Origin of the sequence: Enterocloster sp. 210928-DFI.2.20, from assembly GCF_020554465.1 — a bacterium.
GTDB classification, from domain to species: domain Bacteria; phylum Bacillota; class Clostridia; order Lachnospirales; family Lachnospiraceae; genus Enterocloster; species Enterocloster bolteae.
This window is the reverse complement of sequence record NZ_JAJCHK010000002.1, coordinates 206,070-226,749: the sequence shown is the minus strand read 5'-3', so window position 1 is coordinate 226,749 and position 20,680 is coordinate 206,070. Positions and strand designations below refer to the sequence as shown.

Sequence of the window (20,680 nt, the reverse complement as noted above, 5' to 3'; positions counted from 1 at the left end):
GCTCCATTACACCTGACGTTCCATCGTTGTCCTACCCATTAAAAAGTAACACAAATACCAGTTAAGTATATCTACTTTTTTCCCTATTGTCAATATTAACCAGGGAAATCGACCCATTTTTACACAATAAGACAGGATTGCTTTTATTTATCAGCAATCCTGCCTTTCATTCTTAAGCCATGCTTATAATTTAGTTTCTTTCAGCTGCATTTTCATAAAATACTTCGCACATAACACCTGCACCGATGCGGAACCCATCTGTAAAACACTGGGTCTTCTCAATAAAGGTTAGCTCCAGGTAATGTTCCATCAGAAGGTCGAATTCCTCCTTCATGTCCCTGTCCAGCTTGTCGGTAAACCGGTTGAAGTCGTCCATGGACTGCCTGGTCAGTGCATCGTATTCCGCGTTGCCGCGTATGGTATTTTCCGCCGGGCATAAGTCCCCCCTGTACAACTGCTGCAAAATCTTTCCCATACCTTTTTCCTGCCTTTCTTTTGTCAAATTATTTTCACAGAAAGGCGGGGGCCGTCACGCCGCATTCTCCATCCGCTCTCAACTCATTCTCTCATCAACCAATCATCTTCTCTCATCATCTATAAAGGATATACGCAGCGCAGGGCTATGGCTCCCCCACCTGTCTATATATCCAGGATAGCACAGCCCGTGGTCAAATGCAACTAAACATATCCTATTCTCCCCGGACCTGCTCTTCTTCTCCACGGTTGAAGATTTCCATGAATTCGTCTCCTGTGATGGTCTCCTTTTCCAGCAGATAGGCGGCTATCTCATGGAGCCTGCCTTCATTTTCCCTGAGAATGGAAAGAGCCTTCCTATGCTGCTCCTTCACAATGGACACCACCTGTTCATCTATGCGCTTTGCCGTGTCCGGAGCGCAAATCAGGGATGTGTCTCCTCCCAGATACTGGTTGTTCACGGTTTCCATGGCCACCATGTCAAACTCATCGGTCATGCCGAACCGGGTCACCATGGAACGGGCAATCTTGGTAGCCTGCTCAATGTCGTTGGACGCGCCTGTGGTAATGGAATGGAAAATCAGCTCCTCCGCCGCCCGGCCGCCTGTAAAGGTGGCAATCTTATCCAGTGCCTCCTCCCGGCTCATAAGGTAGCGCTCTCCCTGTTCCACCTGCATGGTATATCCCAATGCCCCCGATGTTCTGGGGATAATGGTAATCTTCTGAACCGGGGCGCTGTGGCTCTGGCAGGCAGCCACCAGCGCATGGCCCACCTCATGATACGCCACGATTCTGCGCTCCTTCTGGGAAATAACCGCATTTTTCTTCTGGTATCCGGCAATGACCGTCTCCACGCTTTCCTCCAGGTCGGCCTGCACCACGGCGCTGCGGCCCATACGCACTGCCCGCAGGGCTGCCTCGTTGATGATATTGGCCAGCTCCGCGCCGCTGGCGCCTGCCGTGGCCCTGGCAATGGCATTGTAATCCACGTCATCCGACATCTTCACGTTTTGTCCGTGAACCTTTAAGATAGCCTCACGTCCTTTTAAGTCAGGCAGCTCCACCGGCACTCTGCGGTCAAAGCGGCCGGGACGCAGCAGGGCCTTGTCCAGGGACTCCGGACGGTTGGTGGCAGCCAGGATGACTACGCCCTTCTTTCCGTCGAAACCATCCATCTCCGTCAGCAGCTGGTTCAGGGTCTGCTCACGCTCATCGTTTCCGCTCATGCCTCCGCCGTCGCGCTTCTTGCCGATGGTGTCAATCTCATCAATAAATACAATACACGGCGCCTTATCATTGGCCTGCTTAAACAGATCCCTGACCTTGGCAGCGCCCATACCCACAAACATCTCCACAAATTCAGAACCGGATATGGAGAAGAAGGGGACGTGGGCTTCTCCTGCCACCGCCCTTGCAAGAAGCGTCTTGCCGGTTCCGGGAGGGCCCACCAGCAGCGCTCCCTTTGGAAGATTTGCTCCTATATCCGCATACTTCTGCGGATTGTGAAGGAAATCCACGATTTCCTTTAAGGCATCCTTGGCCTCCTCCTCACCTGCCACATCGGCAAAGGTGATTCCCGTCTCATTCTCTGCGTATATCTTTGCATTGGACTTTCCGAAGGTCATGGCATTGCTGCCGCCCATGCGCTTGGAAAGCATGCGCCCCATAATATTTCCAATGACCACAAACATGAGAATGGGTGCAACCCAGGACATCAGGAAGCTTAATAGCGGAGAAGCCTTTGTCTGGATTTCTCCTGTAAAATTCTCCACATCCGCATTCTGCAGCCGCTTAACCAGGTCGTCTCCCGGAATCGGTCCTGTCTTATAGCTGACATTCCACTGCTTCTGGTCCTTTTTCGTAAACTGAATCTGTGATTCCCCGTTGCTGACGTACACATCCTTTACATTACCGGCGTCCAGTTCCTTCAGGAACTCGCTGTACGGCACTTCCACGGAATGCTCCATCATGGGAAATACAAGGGCATTTAACACCATCACTGCCAATATGACCAGGAAATAATAGTAAATGAACGGCTTTTTAGGCGTGCCGCTTTTTAAGTTTCTCTTTCCGCTGTCTTCATTCGCACCCATACCAGGTCTCCTTTTCTTAATTCATACTCATAGGCCGGGATACACGCAGCCTGATTCCAGCTGCATCCGCTTCCCGCTGTTCACCATGTAAGATAATACCATTTGCAACTTTTGTCAATGGTTGATTGTAAGTTTTTATTTACTTTTAATATTTATTGACTTTTTACACCAGATATGATAAAACGATTACAGAATAGAGCGAGGAGGTAATCGGCATGAACCGTGAACCAGCAGACAGCAGACATGTGGGGGAACATTTCATGGAATTTGCCATTGATTTTTTTAATCTGGCAAAGAACAGCTACCACCAGCAGAACCAGATACGGGCGAATTCCGCTGCTTTCCAGGTCCTGATGCAGTTAAACCAGCCGGACAGACAGGCGCCCACCATGTCGGAGATGGCCCTGCAGCTGGGCATTACCAAACAGCAGCTGACAAAGCTTATCAATGATCTGGAAGAAAAGAACCTGGTCCGCAGACAGCACAGCTCCAGGAACCGGCGCCATGTATATCTGATGATTACACCGGAAGGCGCATCCATCATGAAGCAGCTGAGGGAAGCTATGCTGGAGTGCACGGTGTCCCGACTTTCCTCGTATAATCAGGAGGAACTGGCGGAGCTGGACGACTGCCTGATACGTTTAAACACCCTGTTGGAGAAATTCGCGGCCGCGGAGGATATAGCATCCTGCGGGGATTTTCCTGAGTTGTAGGGAATGGGGGAGAGGAATGGGGAGAGGTACGCGGACGCGTGTGGTGATTCGCGTCCGTGAGAGACGGGAATGCGGGGCAAAAGATGGCCGTTTCCGCAGTGGGAGAGACTAAGGCGCAAGGGACAGGAAAACCCGGGGACCGCAAAAATTACGCCGGACTCCTGATGAGTCCGGCTCCATGTTTGCTTTGCTTCGGGCGTTGAGCGCCCTGCGCAACCCCGGCTTTTCCTGTCCCTTCCGCCTAAGTCTCTCCGAACTGCTCCAAAGCCACCTCCTGCCCCGCGTTCCCGCCTCTCACCCACTGCTTTCTTCCTGCGTCCGCTGTGCATTCCCCGCAGCAAAAAAAATAATATCCCCGCTAATGATATTGGACAATTGGCGGACTTTTTGCCCGCTTAGATTGTATCCTTGATAATTAATCCTAAACTAAAAGGCCGCATATCAAGATAATGCGGTCCTCTTTATAAATGGTATGCCATCTACCCAGGCATGCCATTTTTCTTCTGATTTGGATATAAACGATGGAGGTGCAATGATACGCAGCGGGCCCTGCGGTTAGATCCGCAGGCTTGGTTCTGGCGTGGATAGCAGGTGCTGCATGGTGCATCCTCACCCCTCTTTACAATACCTTACTTAAGAAGGACTTCAGACGCTCATTTTTAGGGTTGGAGAAGAATTCCTCCGGTGCGGCTTCCTCCATAAAGTGCCCCTCGTCCATGAACATAACCCTGGTGGCTACCTCTCTGGCAAAGCCCATCTCATGTGTCACCACCACCATGGTCATCTTTTCCCTGGCAAGGTCGCGCATAACGCTTAATACCTCTCCTACCATCTCCGGGTCCAGGGCGGAGGTGGGCTCGTCGAACAGCATCACATCCGGCTTCATGCACAAAGCCCGGACAATGGCTATACGCTGTTTCTGACCGCCTGAAAGCTGGCTGGGATATGCGTGGGCCCTGTCTGCCAGTCCCACACGCTCCAGTAGCTCCATAGCCTCATCCTCGGCTTCCTTTTGTCCCTTTCCCTGAAGCTTTATGGGAGCAATGGTCAGGTTCTTCATGATATCCATGTGGGGAAATAGATTAAACTGCTGGAATACCATCCCCATTTTCTGGCGGTGCTTGTCAATATCTGTCTTAGGGTCCGTGATGTCGGTGCCCTCAAAGAAAATGTGCCCGCTTGTGGGCTCCTCCAGCAGGTTCAGACATCTGAGGAAGGTGCTTTTGCCGGAACCGGAAGGCCCTACCACAAAGACCACATCCCCCTTGTGGATATCCACCGTGATTCCCTTTAAGACATCAATGGAGCCAAAGCTCTTTCCCAGGTCCTGCACCCGGATTAAGGGCTGTCCGTTAAACATTCCTGTATTACCGCTCATTCTGTCTCAGCCTCCTTTCCAGTATCTGTATCAGCTTTGTAAATATCATTACAATGATGAGATAAATAATGGCAACCGCAATCAGCGGCATAAATGCACTGTATGTCCTGCTTCGGATGATGTCCCCGCCCTTGGTCAAATCCTGGATGGCAATGTAGCCGGATACCGAAGTCTCCTTTAACAGGGAGATAAACTCGTTGCACAGGGTTGGGAGTACTGTCTTAAATGCCTGGGGCATGATGATGTACCACATGGTCTGGGCATAGTTGAAGCCCAGGCTGCGGCCTGCCTCCATCTGTCCCGGATCAATGGACATGATGCCGCTTCTGAATATCTCCGCCACATAGGCTCCCGAGTTGACTCCGAAGGCCAGGATGGCCACTATGACCTTGTCTACCCTGACGCTTCCGAATACAACAAAGTAAATGATTAACAGCTGCACCACCACAGGGGTGCCCCGGATTACGGTCAGGTACACTTTACAGATTGCATTGAGCACCTTAAGCTTATGGGTCTTCTCATAGGTGGATCGTATCATTCCCACCAGAAATCCCAGCACAATGCCCATAAGGCAGGCAAAAAAGGTAATAATCAACGTTGTTTTCAGACCCTCGGTCAGATATTTCCACCGGTTGTCTGACACAAAGTTCAGGTAAAACGCATCTGTAAATGTCTTCCACATGCTCATCATCCTCTGCTCTTTCTTTATGATTCATAAGGCAGGGCAGACGCCCTGTTTCTCCTCTGTCATACAGTCAAAAACTGCCGCCCTGCAGGAACGGGGATGCGGTGCAGTATTGCACCTCCCTTTCTGCAGCCTGCGGCAGTTTTATACCGGCCGTCTTCCTGTATATGCCGGTACTGTCATGTCTGTCTTAAGTGGGCGATTCCATACCCGGTACGATTACTCAGCCTTGATATACTTGGCTACGATTTCGTCCAGTGTGCCGTTGTCCTTCAGGGTCTTAAGAGCGCCGTTGATTTTCTCCAGCAGCTCTGTGTTGCCCTTCTTTACAGCAATGGCATACTCTTCATCGGTAAAGGACTCATCCAGAATCTTCAGTCCTTCTGTCTCAGCAACAAAGGTCTTGGCAGGCTCCCCGTCGATTACAACCGCGTCAATCTTGCCCTGGCTCAGTGCCTGAACAGCCTCAAAGCCCTTGTTGTAACGCTCTACCGTGGTTCCGTCAGCTTCCAGGTCAGATACATAGATATCGCCTGTGGTTCCCAGCTGCACGCCTACGATTACACCCTTTAAGTCATCAGGAGAGGCAATCTCGCTGTCCTCTGTAACGATGATTTTCTGGGATGCCTTTGCATAAGTATCGGAAAAATCTACGGACTGCATACGGTCTTCCGTAACAGTCATGCCGGCCAGGCCCATATCAGCCTTACCGGATACAATCTCAGGAATAATAGAATCAAACGCAATGTCCTCAATCTCCAGCTCCATGCCCAGCTCATCGGCAATGGCCTTTGCAATTTCCGCGTCAATACCAACAATGGCATCTCCGTCATGATACTCGTAAGGAGGGAACTCTGCGTTGGTTGCCATGACAAGCTTGCCGCCTGCTGCTTCCTTGGCTGCCTCAGTCTCAGCCGCCTCTGCGCTGGTCTCATCCTTGCTCTCGGCTGCCGTGGTATCCTCTGCCTTCTCCTCTGCTGTTGTGGCTGCTGCTGTTGTCTCTTTTGCACCGCCGCCGCAGGCTGTCAGGGAAGCTGCCATCAGTGCCGCCATGGTGATCGCTAAAACCTTCTTCTTCATAATAATATTCTCCTCTTTTCTTTTATGCATCAAATTGCATAACTATAAATGTATTCAACATTTTATATTATAATGCATTTTTCTGGTTTAGCAAGAGGAAAATACGGGAATCACCAAAGAATCAGCAAAGATGCCGTCTAATTCCCTCTCTGTCTCCGGCCTGCAAGCACAAGATGCTTGGCCAGCACGGCCGTTGTCACGGCCCCTACGCCTCCCGGCACAGGTGTTGCCATGGATGCAAGAGGCTCTATGGACGGGAAATCCACATCTCCGCATAATTTTCCATTTTCATCCACATTAATACCCACATCAATGACTATGGCATCCTGTCCCACGTGACGGCCGTCCAGCATTTTAGCCTTTCCTGCTGCGGCCACCAGGATTTCAGCTCTGCGGCACTCTGTCTCCAGATCCCTGGTCCTGGTGTGGCAGATGGTGACCGTGGCATTTTCCTTCAGCATCAGCATGGACAGCGGACGGCCCACCACCATGCTGCGGCCCACGATAGTCACGTTCTTTCCTGTCATATCTATCTCATTGGCCTTAAGTACCTCTATGACCGCCTCTGCGGTACAGGGCGCAAAACCGGTTTTGTCCCCTGCAAATACCTTGGCAATATTGGCCGGGGAAATCCCGTCCAGGTCCTTTTCCGGGTCAATCATCTTCTCGATGTCCGTCTCCGCAATCTGCTTTGGCAGCGGACGGAGCAGGAGGATTCCCGATACATCCGGGTCACGGTTAATGGCACTGAATTCAGCCTTGAAATCGCTGTCGCTTATCTGTTCCGGGAACACATATGTCTGGACCCTCAGGCCGAAGTTCTCCATCTTCTTCACAGCCCCCCGTTCGTAGGACATATCGTCCGGTTTTTCCCCCACCCGCACAATGGCCAGCTTCGGAGCCGGGCCTTCCAGACCTTCCATCATCTGTGTTACCTGTTCCTTGATTTTTGCCGAAACCTCGGCGCCTTTTAATATTTTCATTTTCCTTCTCCTTCCTTTCTGCCTGACACCTTCTATCTCAGCTGCTCAAGTACCTTCTGATATATGCGGTCCGCTGCTTCTGTCCCCTCCTTAATCAGGCGTTCCGCCTTCTCGTTCATTTCTTCTGCCTTCTCCCTGTTCTTCATGGACTTGGTATTGATGTACACATTCATCACCGCGCCCAGCAGTGCGGTCCGGATGAACTGGACTCCCACGCCCACATCGCTGACAGCCATCCTGCTTCCCTTATCCGCAAGGATATCCATGATTTCCAGCATTTCCCATGCCTTTTCCATGATTTCCATTGGCACAAGACTGGCATCCAACAGCCGTGCTTCCATGACCTCTGCCTTGTATGCCTTTTCTTCCTCTGTACCTGAGGGAAGGCTGTAGCATTTGGCCAGAGGCGCAAATACCTTTGCATCCTGGTCAGCCAGCGCGCTAAACTGTCCCTGGATTCCCTTCATCCGCTCTGCCAGTTCCTTAATCTCATCCTCCACCAGCGCGTACTTCTTCTTGCCTATGGTCAGATTGGCCACCATCTGTCCCAGGGCATTGCCCAGGGCTCCGGCCAGGGCCGAAGCGCCGCCGCCCCCCGGTACCGGCTCCTTTGAAGATAATACATCCAGAAACTCCTGAATCGTCATGCTCTCTACCATTGTAACATCCTCCTGTTTTTCTATATATAGTTTATATTATATAACCCATTTACACAATTTTAACTCCCATCAGCCTGGCCAGCTCGGCGGCCTGCAGCAGGCTGACCTTTACACCCGCCAGTTCCGTGAACTGATCCGAGACCATGATGCCGTCAATGACGCACTCTGATAAATCCATTCCCTTTAACGGTGTACGGAAAAAATCCGTACCGGCCAGGTCCGTGGAGGAAAAAACCGTCTTTTTAAATTTCACCTCAGACATGAAGGATTCCCGGAAATTACAGCCCTTTATTTCGCCGAACTCCCAGAAGGCAGTAGAGAAATTCCCATAGTGGAACTGACTGTCCAGAAGCTTCACCCACTTAAACGTGGAGTTGCAGAACTGGCTTCCGTCCCCCTTTGAGTCTGATACATTCACATTCTTCCAATAGGTATCCCGGAAGGAGCAGTTAGAAAAATCACACTTGTCAAATACTACATTGCAGAAGGACGCGCCGCTGAAATCACACTCCTCCATCCTGCACCTGACGAATTTCACCGTGTCAAACTCCACTTTTTTTCCCGATATCCCAACGACCGTCTGGTCTTCATAAACCTTATCCAAAATCGGACATTCCTGATTGGCTGCTTCCGCCATATCCTCTGACAGCATATCTCCTCCATGGTGATTTTATTTTGTCCATTCCCTGCACTGTTTTAACCTTGGCTCTGCATCAAAGCCCATATCTGTTCCCATGGACGCCTCCATCTCACAGGGAAAATCAGGACATTCTCCGCAGTGGTTCAGCCCTTTTGCCTCGCAGCAGGATTTAACACCGCACTCACCGCCCCAGAAGGGCTTTTCCATGGTTGCGCACCCTGTACAGCGGACCGCTTCCTTTCTTTCACATTGATTGCAGCAGACTCCGCATCTTGACTCAAACATATTCTTCCTCCTTTGTTACAGCCTCCTAAACCTGTTCTTTCCCTGACATCTGTTCCACATCCAGGCGCAGTACAGCGGTTCTCTTAAGCATAGCCTCCGGGTAATCCCAGCTGTCCTTTCCTGACATGTGGCCCATGATGCAGTTCAGGCCCTTTTTCTTTTCCTGTGTCTCCTCCACTACCCGGATGGGTCCTTCCCCCACCACGCTTCGGTACCGGAAGGAATATCCGCAGGCCTGGTCCGCCGTCTTAAGGCCATGGGCAGTGTCCATCTCAAACCCTGCATACCCGGTCTGCCTGACCAAATCCATCTTCTTCCCCTCGGCAGCCCCGTGGAAATAGAGCGCATTTTCCTCCTCGTCGTATCCGAAGCTGAGAGGTACAATGTAGGCGCTCTTTCCATCTGGAAAAGCCAGCCTGCAGCAGTCGCACTCCCGTATAATTTCCCTTATTCCATATGTATCCTTAATTTCCCTGTCCTTCCTTCTCACCATATTCTCCTTATTCGTGTTCTATTCCGGCAAAGCGGTTTCCCGGTGCCGCCATGGTTTTGCCATAATGTTGCCATGATTCCCCCACAGCGCCGCCATGGTTCCGTCACAGTTCAATATATGCCCTGCTTCCGCCTGTCTTGTCCTTCACCACAACAATCTGGTGCTGGATTCGTTCCTTCAGCTCTCCCACATGGGATATGATGCCCACCAGACGCCTTCCCTCTGCCAGGTCTCCCAGGGACTTCATGGCCAGGTTCAGTGTATCCTCATCCAGAGACCCGAATCCCTCATCCACAAAGAGAGTGTCCAGGCGGATTCCGCCTGCAGCTGACTGTATCTCATCCGACAGGCCCAGAGCCAGGGAAAGGGATGCCTGGAAGGATTCCCCGCCGGACAATGTCTTTACGCTGCGCTCCGTACCATTGTAATGGTCGATGACATTTAACCCCAGCCCGTTCTTCCCCCTGTTATCCTCCTCCGTACACCGTTTCAGCTCATACTGACCGCCGCTCATGACCATGAACCTGGTATTTGCCCTGGCAATGATACGCTCAAAATATGCCATCTGCGCATACGTTTCCAGGGTAATTTTTTCCTTTCCCCCCACTTCACCTGCCGCTGTATCGGAAAGGGCCTTGACCCATGTCCATTCCTTTTGTATCTCTTCCATAGACGCCTTCTGTTCCGAAATACGTTCCCTTGCCATGCGGTTGGTTTCCAGTCTGTGGTGAAGCCTGCTTTTCTCCTGCTCCAGGCCGGTCAGCCTCTCCCTTGCCTCAGACTGGCGAAGCCGGTTCTCCTGCATCCGCGCCTCCAGGCGTTCCATAGCGGTTCTAACGTCCATGCCGCCCGGAAGCATTGTGTCCGGCCCATTCACCGGGTCCCGGTCCTCTCCCACAGACTCTCTTCCCACAGTCTCCTCTCCGGCAATCTCCTCTCCCGCAGACTCTCTTCCCTCTGCGTCCTTCTCCGCCATCCGGCCTCTCAGCGCCTCCAATCGGGCCTGAGCGTCCGACACTCTGCGGCTTATCCGGTTATAGGATTCTTCCGCCTCCTTAAACGCCTTTTCCAGTCCGGCCAGAAATGCCTTCTTCTCTGCCAGCTCCGCCTGGGCGGCCTTCCTGTTCTCATAGGGCAGGGAGGACTCCATCTCCTTAAGGCGGCTTTCCAGTTCCCTTTCCTTTGCCTGGCTCTCTGCCAGCATTTTCTGGGCCTGCTGTTTCAACTCCGAGGCTGCTTCCAGGGATTGACGCCCTAAGACCCTTCTGCCTTCAATGGCTTCCTTATATTCTTTTCTCTTCTTCTTTTCCTGAATCTTCTCCTTCTGGGCAGCAGCCTGGCGCTCCAGCTGGCCTTTTAGCTGCCCCATCATCAGCTCCCACTGTTCAAGGAAATACCTGCGCCCCTGCCGTACATCCCCTGTCTTTGCAGCCAACGCCCCGGCATCGGCTTCCGCCTGGCGAATCCGCTGCTGCCAGTCCTCTTTCCAGGTAGCCACCTCAGCATCAATCTGCTGTTTCATCCTTTCATAGCGGGTATCCAGACTGCCTGCCAGTCTTCCTGCCTCCAGGCTCAGCCTGGCAGCCGCCTTATCCTTTTCCTCGGCAGCAGCCTTAAGCCGGTCTACCTTGTCCTTGGCTGCCTCTTTTCCCTCCTCCAGATACCGTGCAGGCGCCGGATGAGTGACAGAGCCGCATACAGGACAGGGCTGGCCTTCTGTGAGCCGTGAAGCCAGGATTCCCGCCTGGTTGTCCAGGAATCTCTGGTACATCTCCCGGTAGGCATCGTCTGCCCTGCGGCTCTCCTCGCCTGCTGCCCTGTAACGCTCTCTGGCTGCCTCCAGCTTCTTCCTCTCCTGCCCGTACTGCCCCAGCTCCTCTGCCAGAAGTCCGATGCGCCCGCTGTATTCGCGCAGTCTCTCCCCTGCTGTCAGGGCTGCCTGGTATTCTTCTCCTGCCTGGCGAAGGCTTTCCAGTATCTTCTCATCGCTGTCATTTCGTTCCTTCCACTGCCTTTCCTCCAGGGCCGCCTGCTCCAGCCTTTTTTCAAGGCTCTCTGTCTCTTTCCTGCATGCCTTCAGATTTTCCTGCAGCCCGTCAAAACGGTCATAGGTTTTCAGGTTTTCTTCCATCCTGGTAACAGCGCCAATCAGCCCGTCTCTGTCAGCCTGGCGTTCCTTTTCCCTCTCATACCTGACCTTTGCCTGTTCCAGAACCGGCATATTTTCCCTGAGCACATCCGCGGCAGCCGCCATATCCCGGCAGACCGCGGCATCCCCCTGCATTTTCCCCAGCTCCATTCCAAGGGCAGCCATCTCGTCCCTGACCAGGGCCATGGCTCTGTCCTTCCCCTGCTGCTGCGCCTCATCCGCCCCAATCAGCTGGTCCAGCACCTCCAAAAGAGCTTCCAGGCTCCCCTGGGGCACCTCCTTCCAGCGCAGCTTAAGTTCCTCACTATGGCCCTCTGTGATAACACCTCCAGCATACTGTTCCATGCTCTTTCTGCTGTCCGCGTAGCGGCCATACAGACCCTTGGCCCGGTCCTTCAGCTTTTCCTGAAACAACTGGTAGGGCTTTGTCTTGAATATTTCCCGGAAAATGATGCCCCGATCCTCGGTTCTGCCTGACAGGAGCCTGGAAAAACTGCCCTGGGCCAGCATGGCAATCTGGGAAAACTGCTCCCTGTTAAGGCCCAGAAGCCCTTCCACCTCCACCGTTACCGCTTTGTCCCCTGTAACGAGCCTGCCGTCCGGCATATGAAGCTGTGCATCCGGCTTTTCCCGTGTCTCCCCTTCACCTCTTTGCTTTGTCCTCATATACTCAGGATTGCGCCGCACCCTGTATTCCTTTCCACTATAGGAAAATCCCATCTCCACATAGGTCCTGGCATCCGGCCTGGCATATTTGCTGCGCAGCATCCTGGGTTTGCGGCTGTCCCCGCTGGCGTTGCCGTAAAGGGCAAATGCAATGGCGTCAAACAGGGTGGTCTTGCCTGCTCCGGTGTCGCCCGTAATGAGATAAAGTCCCCGGTCCCCCAGGGAGGCCATATCCAGGGTGACCTCACCTGCATATGGTCCAAATGCGGATATTATCAGTTCTGTGGGCCTCATCTGCTTCCCTCCCATATCTCTTCCATCAGTTTTACCGCAAAGTCAGCCTGCTGCTCTGTCATGGGCTGATTGTTCTGAAGCTGGTACAGCTCCTCCATCAGAACAATGGGGGGCTTGTCCGCATTGGCGGCAGCTTCCACCACCCTGCCCTCCCTGGTGCGCTTGTTATCATAATCCAGCTTCATGACATTGGGATAAATGGAGCGCAGCTTGCCTATTGCATCCAGTATATCCTCCTCATCCGTAAGGGTTATGTGAAGGTAATCATCCACAGCCGTACCCTGGTAAAAATCACGGCTGGTCAGTTCTTCATAGCTTCCTCTCAGCTCCCGCATATCATGGAGGGGCCTGAGAGGGCGGGTATTCACGGTCACATTCCCCTTTTCCAGCAGCTCCACCACGGTCACTGACTTCCTGTGGTTCACCTCTGAGAATGAATATTTAAGGGGAGTCCCGCTATAGCGCAGGGTATCCCTTCCCACCTTCTGGGGCCCGTGGATATGTCCCATGGCCACATAATCGAAGGAATCGAACAGTTCAGCACTCACCTGGTCCAGGCCGCCTATGGACAGCTCCTCCGAGTCGCAGCAGGACGCACCGGTGACAAACTGGTGGGCAATCAGGATATTGCGGCCATCTTCCCCTTTCTTATGTTCCGCCATATGCTCCAGAGCCCAGCGGACCGCATCTTCAAAGGTTTCAATGCCTTCCTCCGGGCAGCACCTTCTCACAACAGCAGGTTTTATAAAGGGCAGCATATAGACCCGCAGGCTTCCGTACCGGTCCTCCAGTTGAACCGGCTCCAGATGACCGTCATACACAGGCGCCATATAAACTCTCCTGTCCTTCATAAGCTGCCCTCCAAAGGCCAGCCGCTCCGGGCTGTCGTGGTTCCCGCTGATAACAAACACGGGCAGGTTCCGGTCCGCCAGCCCGGTCAGGAAAGCGTCAAAGACCTGTACTGCCTCAGCAGGAGGCACAGGTTTATCATAAACATCCCCGGCTATGAGAACACCGTCAGGCATTTCCTCCTCCGCAATCATGAGAATCTGGTCTAATATATATTTTTGATCCTCCAGCATGGAAAAACCATTGACCCGTTTTCCGATATGAAGGTCTGATAAATGAATAAATTTCATAGTTCTTCCTTTCATGTACATCTTTAACCATAATACCACGAGCCGGGCACCATTTACAAGACCATACGGCCCGTCCTTTTCCATGAGGACCGCCTTATTGAACTATGAGGACTGCCTTATTGAAAGATTGGACTGGACCTCTGCCTTTCAAATATGGTAAACTAGAGCGTAAATTCCTGTTTGGAGGTGAGCATATGAATCCAATGAATCTTCTTCAGTTAAAACCGGCCTGGAACCAGTTTAAGGCCAACCATCCCAAAATGCTGTCATTTGTGAAAGCCGCATCCAGGGACGGGGTCATGGACGAGGGGACCCTGATTGAAATTACCGTCACATCCAGCACCGGCCAGACCATTGCTTCCAACATCCGGGTCAAAAAATCCGACCTGGAATTCTTAGGAGCACTTAAGGATGCGCTGGAAGATTAGATGCAAAGGGCGCCCGCCCTGCCTTGCGGCAGGAGGACGCCCTGTTGATTAATGGGATATTTTGTTCTTCTTCACCGTGTGTCCAGACATTGCATGTTCAGACATGCTCTAGTTCAGGTTAATACCGGTAATGGCTGCCTGTCCATCCACATTGTTGAAAATAATGCTGTTTTCCTCGCCCATGATGACTCCCGCGCCAAACTGCTCCAGCGTGTCTACATCCGTATCAGCAATTTCCTTTAACAGACTCTCAGTGAAAATCTGGCCCGCATCCATCTTTAAGAAAGCTGACTCGTCGGCAATCTCCTCACCCTGTCCTTCTCCAAGGGAAACATAGACCGGGTAAGCGCACAGGCCTGCCAATGCCTCCATATCCTTATCTGCCACCGCCTTCTGCACCTTCTCTGCGAAAGGCTTAATCTCACTCTGTTCCAGCTCTGCCCCGGCATGGGACACGTCCTCTGCCTCCTCCAGGAGTGCGGCCTCCTGGGAGGCGGATTCGGATGACTGGGATTCTGCTGCGGTTTCAGAGTCCGAAGCAGCGCCTGCGTCCTCTGTCTCCCCATCCGTCATCCCGGCTGTGGTGTCGGCCTGTGTTACCACCTCTGCCGCTGTAGTGGTCTTGGCATCCTTGCCTGAGCAGGCTGTGATGGCTGCCGCCGCCATAATGGCTGTTCCTAAAACTGCTAATTTTCTTTTCATAATTACGTCTCCTCATCTATCTGATTTTCAGTATCATTTTCTTTATGTAAAAGCTGCATTTCCAGAGTCCGGTATGAGCATGCACCCCTGTGAAATACGCATTTCATCCACCGCGTCCGGTGATACACTCTAACATAAAGAGCCTGGCTCCTTTTGTCAAGGCAGCCAGGCCAACATTAATGGTTCCGTAATTAAACTTAAAAAACTGTTTCAATCCTTTTCCTAAAATTTCATAATTTACCATGCAACTTTTTTGGTTTTCTTTCATTTTGAAACCGTCCATTGAGGGCTGTTCATTGCTGGCACTTCATTGTAAACAGTTCATTCCCTGACAAGGGAAGGACAACCGCCTGCCGGTCCGTCAGCTTCTCAGTGTGGCCCGCAGACGGTCTGGCTTCAGCAGAAGGTCCAGCCCATCCTCAATGGAGCGAACCACCACGGATGCATGGCTTAACAGGGCTGCGCACATACCCTCCCGCTCCAGAACCGCTATGGACAGCTGGGCTGCGTCAAACATCTGTATATCATTAAAGCCATTGCCAAGACAGGCCACGCCTCCCTCAAGCCCCTTTACGATTTCTTCCTTGCATCCGGCAGCACCCTCCCGCGGAAAAGTCCTTACAGTTATGCCCAAAGGTTCGCACTGGCGCGTCACCGTGCCGTATGTATCAGCAGTGAGCACATACACATGGGCCAGCTCCTTAAGCCGGGCAATACGCTCCTTGACCCCCTTCAGCAGCATGCCGTCCACTGCCGCTGTCCCGTTGTAATCCAGGACCACATGGTTGATTCTCAAAGGCTTCCGCCCGGGTATTTCTATTACAATCACAGTCTGTCTCCTCCCTGTATCTCCTGTCCTGTATCTTCTATCCCGTATCACTTATCCCCATATCCCTGCCGGCCCGAATCCGTCTATCCGCAGATTCCGGCCCAAATCCGTTTATCCGTAAATTCCTGCCAGAAACGCCCTTGTCTCCTCTTGCGCCGGGCACCCGAACAATTGGCCCGATTCCCCCCACTCCACCAGACGGCCCCCTAAAAGAAAGGCCCCATAGTCAGATATCCTGCGGGCCTGGGCTATGTTATGGGTGACAATGACAATGGTATACTGCTTCTTAAGTTCTGTCAGCATTTCCTCGATTACGGCAGATGATTTCACATCCAGGGCGGAACAGGGCTCATCCAGCAATAGTACTTCCGGGTCCACTGTCAGGGCACGGGCGATACAGAGCCTCTGCTGCTGTCCTCCTGAAAGTTTAAGAGCATTCCTGCCCAAATCTTCCCTGACCTCGTCATACAGTCCGGCCATCCGGAGTTTTTCCTTCACCAGCGCTTCCAGGGAAGCCTTATCCCGGATGCCGTAATACCGGGGCGCATATGTCATGTTCTTATAGATGGAAAATGGAAAGGGAGCCGGCGTCTGAAACACCAGACCCACACGGCGGCGAAGCACATCCTTCTGCATGGATTTTATCTCCTGTCCGTCCAACAAAATCCTTCCGGATACAGATACACCCTTTTCCTCTGCCAGCAATCCGTTCATACACCGCAGCAGCGTGGTTTTTCCGCACCCGGACGGACCGATGACGGCCGTAATCCGGCGGGCCGGTATGTCTAAGGACAAATCAGACAATACCTCCCTGCCGTCATAGGATGCGCTGACATTGTGAAGCGTCATGATATGTTCCATTTTTTCTGGCTCCTCCTTGCGTAAATTGTTGCCAAAAGGCTGCTGAATAAAATCAGCGCCATCATGACAAAAGCGGTCCCGTAAGCCGCGTCCATGGAAGTGGCTCCCTGGGCCACCAGCAGGTAAAGATGCATAGGCAGGGCCATGGCCGGGGCGGTGAGCCGGGCCGGGAGGCCGGAATACGCCACTGCCCCTGTGAATATGAGAGGGGCCGTGGCCCCCATGGCGTAGCAGCCTCCCAGTATTACGCCCGACACGATCTCCCCCTTACAGGCCGGCAGCACAATCTTCCGGATGGTATAGAACCTGGAACAGCCCAGGGCATAGGAGGACTGTACCAGCTGTTTTGGCAGCTCCCTGAAGGTCTTCTCTGCCCTGACCTCTATAAAAGGAAGAATCATCACAGCCAGAGCCACACCAGAGGACAGGATACAGCGCCCCCAGGCCAGGTCCCGCACCAGGAAGCTGTAAGCAAACAGTCCCAGGACAATGGACGGGATTCCCGAAATACACTGGATTACCATGCGGATTAATCCCGCTGTCCTGCGTCCTTTGCAGTAAAACACCATAAAGAGTGCTGTGGCGACAGCAGGGATTCCTCCCAGTACAATGGCTGTCGCCGTAAAACACAGGCTCCCCACAATAGCAGGCCAGATTCCGCCCTCCTCCCCCAGTACCGCTCCCCTGGGCGGCTGAGACAAAAATTCCCAGCTGATTGTGCCTGCCCCCCGGTAAAAAACATATCCGAACAGGAACAAAATGATGCCTGTCACCAATAACATGCTGGAATACGCCCAGAATTTTGTAAGTGATGCGCGCAGATGCATGGTTTTCCCTCCTTTATGCCTGTTCCGTCCTATGGCCCCGGCTTATGGTTCCGGCCTATGGTTCCGGCTTATGGTTCCGGCTTATGGTTCCGGCCTATTGCTCCAGTTTACTTCGCAGCAGGGTGATGCCGGAATTGATAAGGAACAATAAGAGCATCAGTACCAGCCCCGCCGCGTACAGGGCGTGGTAGTGGGTGCTTCCCACCACCGCTGTTCCCATCTCCAGCGCAATCACAGCGGCAATGCTCTCACTCTTGCCCAGCAGGGAGGGAAACAGGTTTGCATTTCCAATGACCATCATCACTGCCATGGTTTCCCCCATGGCCCGGCCGATGGCCAGAATCATGGACAGCAGTATGTTCTTCCACGACCCAGGAAGGACAATGGTGGCCACCATATGCCACTTGGAGATACCCAGGGCATCTGCTGCGGGCTGATACCGTTCTCTCACCTTCAGCATGGTCTCACTGCAGGAGGATATCAGAAATGGAAGCAGCATAACGGCCAGCAGGATTCCGGCCGCCAGCACGCAGGAGCCTGTGTGGACTCCGGCCCTGATGAAAAGCCTGACCATAAGGGTCAGCCCCATGAAGCCATATATCACGGATGGGATTCCTGCTAAAAGGTCCACAAAGGGATATAGGATTCCCCGCATCCGCTGGGTGGCAACGCAGGAAAGATAAATGGCGGCCCCCACCCCCACTGTCACAGCCAGGACCATTGCCACCAGAGATACGTAGAGCGTAGCCGCTATGAAATTAAAAATGCCAAAGGACGGCTCCCCTGTGTAAGCAATAGGCATCCATCTCCGGCCCAACAGGAAATCAGGCACTGCCACTTCATCGAACGTGGGCAGTGCCTCCTTGACAATAAAGTATATGACAAAGGCCAGGACCATCACGGTCAGGGCGGTCAGGGCCTTTATCAGAACTGAAAATAATGCATTCAGCTGTTTATTCATTGGTTTGACTCCATTTCAGGGGATTCTTTCAAGGGAATATTTCCCTGACAATCTCCCCGGCGTTTTCCCGGCGCAGATTAAGCCTCAGGTGTAAAGGCAGGTATGTATCCGTTGGCCTCCACCACGTCATATCCTGTCTGTGAGAAAATGTAGTCAATAAATGCCTGCTCAGACGGGGTAATCTCTGCACCGGTAACAAACATAACCGGTCTCTGGATGGTATACGCACCGCTTATGATGTTTTCAGCCGTGGCTTCCACTCCGTCCACCTTCATGGCAGTCAGTACCTGTCCGTCTGCGTTGGCCTTATTATAAGCGCCGAATCCCGCATAACCGATTCCCCATTTGTCTCCGGCAATGTTGGTGGCCAGCTCTGTCATGGACGCTGACTGAGTTGCGGACGCAGTCACCTCGCTGTCACCCATAACACTCTTCTGGAACACTTCATAAGCGCCGCCGGATAAATCACGGATATAGACATTGATGGCCTCAGCCGGCAGCGTGGAGTCCACCTGGTCCCAGGTAGCAATCTCACCTGCAAAAATCTGGCGGATGGTCTCAACAGGCATGTCGTCCATGATGCCGCAGATTGGATTCTCAGCATTGACCGACACGGTAAGGGCATCCTTTGCCACCACGAAATCCTGGTAATGCTCTCCCAGGGCTTCAATCTCAGAGTCCTTGATATCCCTGGCCAGCATACCGAAATCAGCGGTGCCGTCAATGGCAGCGCTTACGCCCACGCCGGAACCGCCCGGTGCCACGTAAACAGAGATATTGGAATCCGGAAACGATGAATCCACCGCATCCCAGGTCACATACTTCTCAGTAAAGGATGATGCCAGGGATGACAGAATCGGATACAGGGATGTGGAACCGCAGAACAGGATGGATGACTGGAACTGCGCGGAAGCTGCCCCGTCTGTTTTTGCCCCGGGCTCCGTCTCCTCTGCCTCTTTTCCGGCAGTCTCCTTCTCAGATGCCGCTTCACTGGCCGCAGCTGTTGTTGTCTCAGTTGATGCCGCATTAGAGCCGCAGGCAGTCAGAAGGCTGGCTGCCATTGCCATGGATGTAACTACTGCTATAAACTTTTTCATATTTTCCTCCCATTGTCATAAATTCCATATTTGTACATTTTTTGCAAGTCAAGAATAGCACATATGACAAAAGGGCTCAAATTCAATTTTTCTATGCATTTCCAGTCTGTTATTGCTATCTTCTATGACACGGCGCTGCCAAGGGACGGCCCCAAAAAGACACCGGCTGCCCCACAGGACTGCCGCAGCGAAAAGCCGCCATTCCTACAGCAGAGCCCTCACCACCGCCTCTGCGGACCGTTCCTCCACCTGTATGGTAAGATTGGCTTCATTGATATGCTCCAGATAATGGGCATCCGAATTGCTGATAATCCTACACTGCTCCAGATACGGATTATCACGCTTCAGCTGATGCAGTTTCTTCAGGTCCCTGACCTCCGCTGTCTTAAAACAGCTGTCCGGAGGGATAAAGCCCAGATTTGCAATCAGGCTGTTGGCTGCCTTATCCACATGGGCCGGAAACATGACGCCGTCATAGGAGCGGACCAGATTCCACAGACTGTCAAAGGATATTTCCGTTGCGTTAATCAGCAAATTGGGCTCTGAAGCGCACACCTGGTCCCGGTCATCGTAAATCTGCTGTTTTCCGAATATCTCTTCCCTGTTAGGAAATTTGATCAGTTTACCATAAACATAGGTATCAAAATCAAGTGCCTTCTCCAACGTAGGGAAAAGGCACACTGCATGGACTTCCTCGGACGTATTGATTTCCATGCCGGGCACTGCCAGCACGCCGTACTCTGCGGCCGCGGCCATGAAGGCCGGACAATTGCGGCATGTGTTATGATCTGTAAGGGCTACCACGTCCAATCCTTTTAGAGCCGCCATGCCCGCAATGTTGGCAGGCGTCATATCATCATCCCCGCAGGGCGACAGGCAGGAATGGATATGCAGGTCATAAGCCAGGTTCATCATGACAGCATACCGTGAATCTTAAGGGCCGCTTCAAAGACAGGCATATCTGTGGACAGCACCGTTATCTCCTGGTCAAGGGCCTTCTTCCTGGCGGCGTCATCCAGAACCGCTCCTTCCGCCAGAATGACACAGGCCGTATCTGTCAGGGCAGACACCGCCAGTGTATTCATGTTGGCCATGACGGTCACCCAGGCGCAGCCCGCCGGGGCGCGGCCCATGGCAATACTCAGCAGGTCGCAGCAAAACGGAACCGTAATCTGCCGGTCCAGGCTGTCACCCAGGTTCACCACGCCGAATATCTGTTTGTCAATCAATTCCTGAACTGTCAT

22 protein-coding genes are annotated in these 20,680 nt (G+C 52.6%); 2 read left to right on the top strand and 20 right to left on the bottom strand.

Going from position 1 to position 20,680, the window contains the following annotated elements; all coding sequences use genetic code 11:
• Nucleotides 1-190 precede the first annotated feature (190 nt).
• Together LI015_RS03795 and ftsH are read right to left on the bottom strand one after the other, a co-directional pair.
• Entirely contained in the window at nt 191-475 is a 285-nt protein-coding gene (locus LI015_RS03795; protein WP_002568546.1) for a DUF6809 family protein, read from the bottom strand.
• Nucleotides 476-689: 214 nt separating this feature from the next.
• Nucleotides 690-2,567 carry an ATP-dependent zinc metalloprotease FtsH gene (gene ftsH, locus LI015_RS03790; protein ID WP_002568547.1) on the bottom strand — a complete coding sequence of 626 codons (1,878 nt, stop codon included), beginning with the start codon at nt 2,565-2,567 and terminating at the stop codon, nt 690-692.
• 215 nt (nt 2,568-2,782) lie between these two features.
• Between ftsH and LI015_RS03785 the strand changes: the two genes are divergently transcribed.
• Complete coding sequence (locus LI015_RS03785) at nt 2,783-3,280, top strand: MarR family transcriptional regulator (protein WP_118018272.1); 498 nt, start codon at nt 2,783-2,785, stop codon at nt 3,278-3,280.
• 619 nt (nt 3,281-3,899) lie between these two features.
• Here the strand turns inward: LI015_RS03785 and LI015_RS03780 are convergent.
• The 10 genes from LI015_RS03780 to LI015_RS03735 all read right to left on the bottom strand — a co-directional run bounded on the left by LI015_RS03780 (nt 3,900) and on the right by LI015_RS03735 (nt 13,731).
• On the bottom strand, nt 3,900-4,658 hold the full coding sequence (locus tag LI015_RS03780; protein ID WP_002568549.1) for an amino acid ABC transporter ATP-binding protein: 759 nt from the start codon (nt 4,656-4,658) through the stop codon (nt 3,900-3,902).
• The gene (locus tag LI015_RS03775; RefSeq protein WP_002568550.1) at nt 4,648-5,340 is read right to left on the bottom strand and encodes an amino acid ABC transporter permease; all 693 of its coding nucleotides are present in this window, start codon (nt 5,338-5,340) and stop codon (nt 4,648-4,650) included. Before LI015_RS03775 ends, LI015_RS03780 begins: the two co-directional genes overlap by 11 nt.
• 222 nt (nt 5,341-5,562) lie before the next feature.
• Nucleotides 5,563-6,423 carry a basic amino acid ABC transporter substrate-binding protein gene (locus tag LI015_RS03770; RefSeq protein ID WP_002568551.1) on the bottom strand — a complete coding sequence of 287 codons (861 nt, stop codon included), beginning with the start codon at nt 6,421-6,423 and terminating at the stop codon, nt 5,563-5,565.
• A gap of 137 nt (nt 6,424-6,560) precedes the next feature.
• Nucleotides 6,561-7,406 (bottom strand): bifunctional 5,10-methylenetetrahydrofolate dehydrogenase/5,10-methenyltetrahydrofolate cyclohydrolase, encoded by an 846-nt coding sequence (locus LI015_RS03765; RefSeq protein ID WP_002568552.1) that lies wholly within the window; start codon nt 7,404-7,406, stop codon nt 6,561-6,563.
• Between the two features lie 32 nt (nt 7,407-7,438).
• Nucleotides 7,439-8,065 carry a cyclodeaminase/cyclohydrolase family protein gene (locus LI015_RS03760; RefSeq protein WP_002568553.1) on the bottom strand — a complete coding sequence of 209 codons (627 nt, stop codon included), beginning with the start codon at nt 8,063-8,065 and terminating at the stop codon, nt 7,439-7,441.
• 49 nt (nt 8,066-8,114) lie between these two features.
• A complete protein-coding gene (locus tag LI015_RS03755) occupies nt 8,115-8,717 on the bottom strand; it encodes a pentapeptide repeat-containing protein (RefSeq protein WP_002568554.1) in 603 nt (200 codons plus the stop codon).
• Between the two features lie 18 nt (nt 8,718-8,735).
• Nucleotides 8,736-8,990: a DUF3795 domain-containing protein gene (locus LI015_RS03750; RefSeq protein WP_002572014.1), complete on the bottom strand. Its 255-nt coding sequence runs from the start codon at nt 8,988-8,990 to the stop codon at nt 8,736-8,738.
• 25 nt (nt 8,991-9,015) lie between these two features.
• The gene (locus LI015_RS03745) at nt 9,016-9,480 is read right to left on the bottom strand and encodes a pyridoxamine 5'-phosphate oxidase family protein (RefSeq protein ID WP_002568556.1); all 465 of its coding nucleotides are present in this window, start codon (nt 9,478-9,480) and stop codon (nt 9,016-9,018) included.
• Nucleotides 9,481-9,586: 106 nt separating this feature from the next.
• A complete protein-coding gene (locus tag LI015_RS03740; RefSeq protein WP_227124179.1) occupies nt 9,587-12,592 on the bottom strand; it encodes an AAA family ATPase in 3,006 nt (1,001 codons plus the stop codon).
• Nucleotides 12,589-13,731, bottom strand: coding sequence for an exonuclease SbcCD subunit D (locus tag LI015_RS03735; protein WP_227124178.1), 1,143 nt, complete (start codon nt 13,729-13,731; stop codon nt 12,589-12,591). Before LI015_RS03735 ends, LI015_RS03740 begins: the two co-directional genes overlap by 4 nt.
• 194 nt (nt 13,732-13,925) lie before the next feature.
• Here LI015_RS03735 and LI015_RS03730 point away from each other — a divergent pair, with 194 nt between their 5' ends.
• Nucleotides 13,926-14,159 carry a hypothetical protein gene (locus LI015_RS03730; RefSeq protein WP_002572012.1) on the top strand — a complete coding sequence of 78 codons (234 nt, stop codon included), beginning with the start codon at nt 13,926-13,928 and terminating at the stop codon, nt 14,157-14,159.
• 108 nt (nt 14,160-14,267) lie between these two features.
• On the opposite strand, the gene LI015_RS03725 is transcribed toward LI015_RS03730, so the two are convergent.
• The 8 genes from LI015_RS03725 to LI015_RS03690 form a co-directional block, all read right to left on the bottom strand.
• Nucleotides 14,268-14,861: a hypothetical protein gene (locus tag LI015_RS03725; RefSeq protein WP_117625412.1), complete on the bottom strand. Its 594-nt coding sequence runs from the start codon at nt 14,859-14,861 to the stop codon at nt 14,268-14,270.
• Nucleotides 14,862-15,222: 361 nt separating this feature from the next.
• Nucleotides 15,223-15,690 carry an HAD family hydrolase gene (locus LI015_RS03720; protein ID WP_054353932.1) on the bottom strand — a complete coding sequence of 156 codons (468 nt, stop codon included), beginning with the start codon at nt 15,688-15,690 and terminating at the stop codon, nt 15,223-15,225.
• Between the two features lie 111 nt (nt 15,691-15,801).
• The gene (locus LI015_RS03715) at nt 15,802-16,551 is read right to left on the bottom strand and encodes a phosphate ABC transporter ATP-binding protein (protein WP_227124177.1); all 750 of its coding nucleotides are present in this window, start codon (nt 16,549-16,551) and stop codon (nt 15,802-15,804) included.
• A complete protein-coding gene (gene pstA / locus LI015_RS03710; protein WP_002568563.1) occupies nt 16,536-17,378 on the bottom strand; it encodes a phosphate ABC transporter permease PstA in 843 nt (280 codons plus the stop codon). The genes LI015_RS03715 and pstA overlap by 16 nt, the downstream gene beginning before the upstream one ends.
• Before the next feature lie 94 nt (nt 17,379-17,472).
• Nucleotides 17,473-18,339 carry a phosphate ABC transporter permease subunit PstC gene (pstC, locus tag LI015_RS03705; RefSeq protein WP_002572008.1) on the bottom strand — a complete coding sequence of 289 codons (867 nt, stop codon included), beginning with the start codon at nt 18,337-18,339 and terminating at the stop codon, nt 17,473-17,475.
• A gap of 77 nt (nt 18,340-18,416) precedes the next feature.
• A complete protein-coding gene (locus tag LI015_RS03700) occupies nt 18,417-19,436 on the bottom strand; it encodes a phosphate ABC transporter substrate-binding protein (protein ID WP_002568565.1) in 1,020 nt (339 codons plus the stop codon).
• Between the two features lie 204 nt (nt 19,437-19,640).
• Nucleotides 19,641-20,351: a PHP domain-containing protein gene (locus LI015_RS03695; protein WP_227124176.1), complete on the bottom strand. Its 711-nt coding sequence runs from the start codon at nt 20,349-20,351 to the stop codon at nt 19,641-19,643.
• The gene (locus LI015_RS03690) at nt 20,348-20,680 is read right to left on the bottom strand and encodes a DRTGG domain protein (protein ID WP_038281856.1); all 333 of its coding nucleotides are present in this window, start codon (nt 20,678-20,680) and stop codon (nt 20,348-20,350) included. The genes LI015_RS03695 and LI015_RS03690 overlap by 4 nt, the downstream gene beginning before the upstream one ends.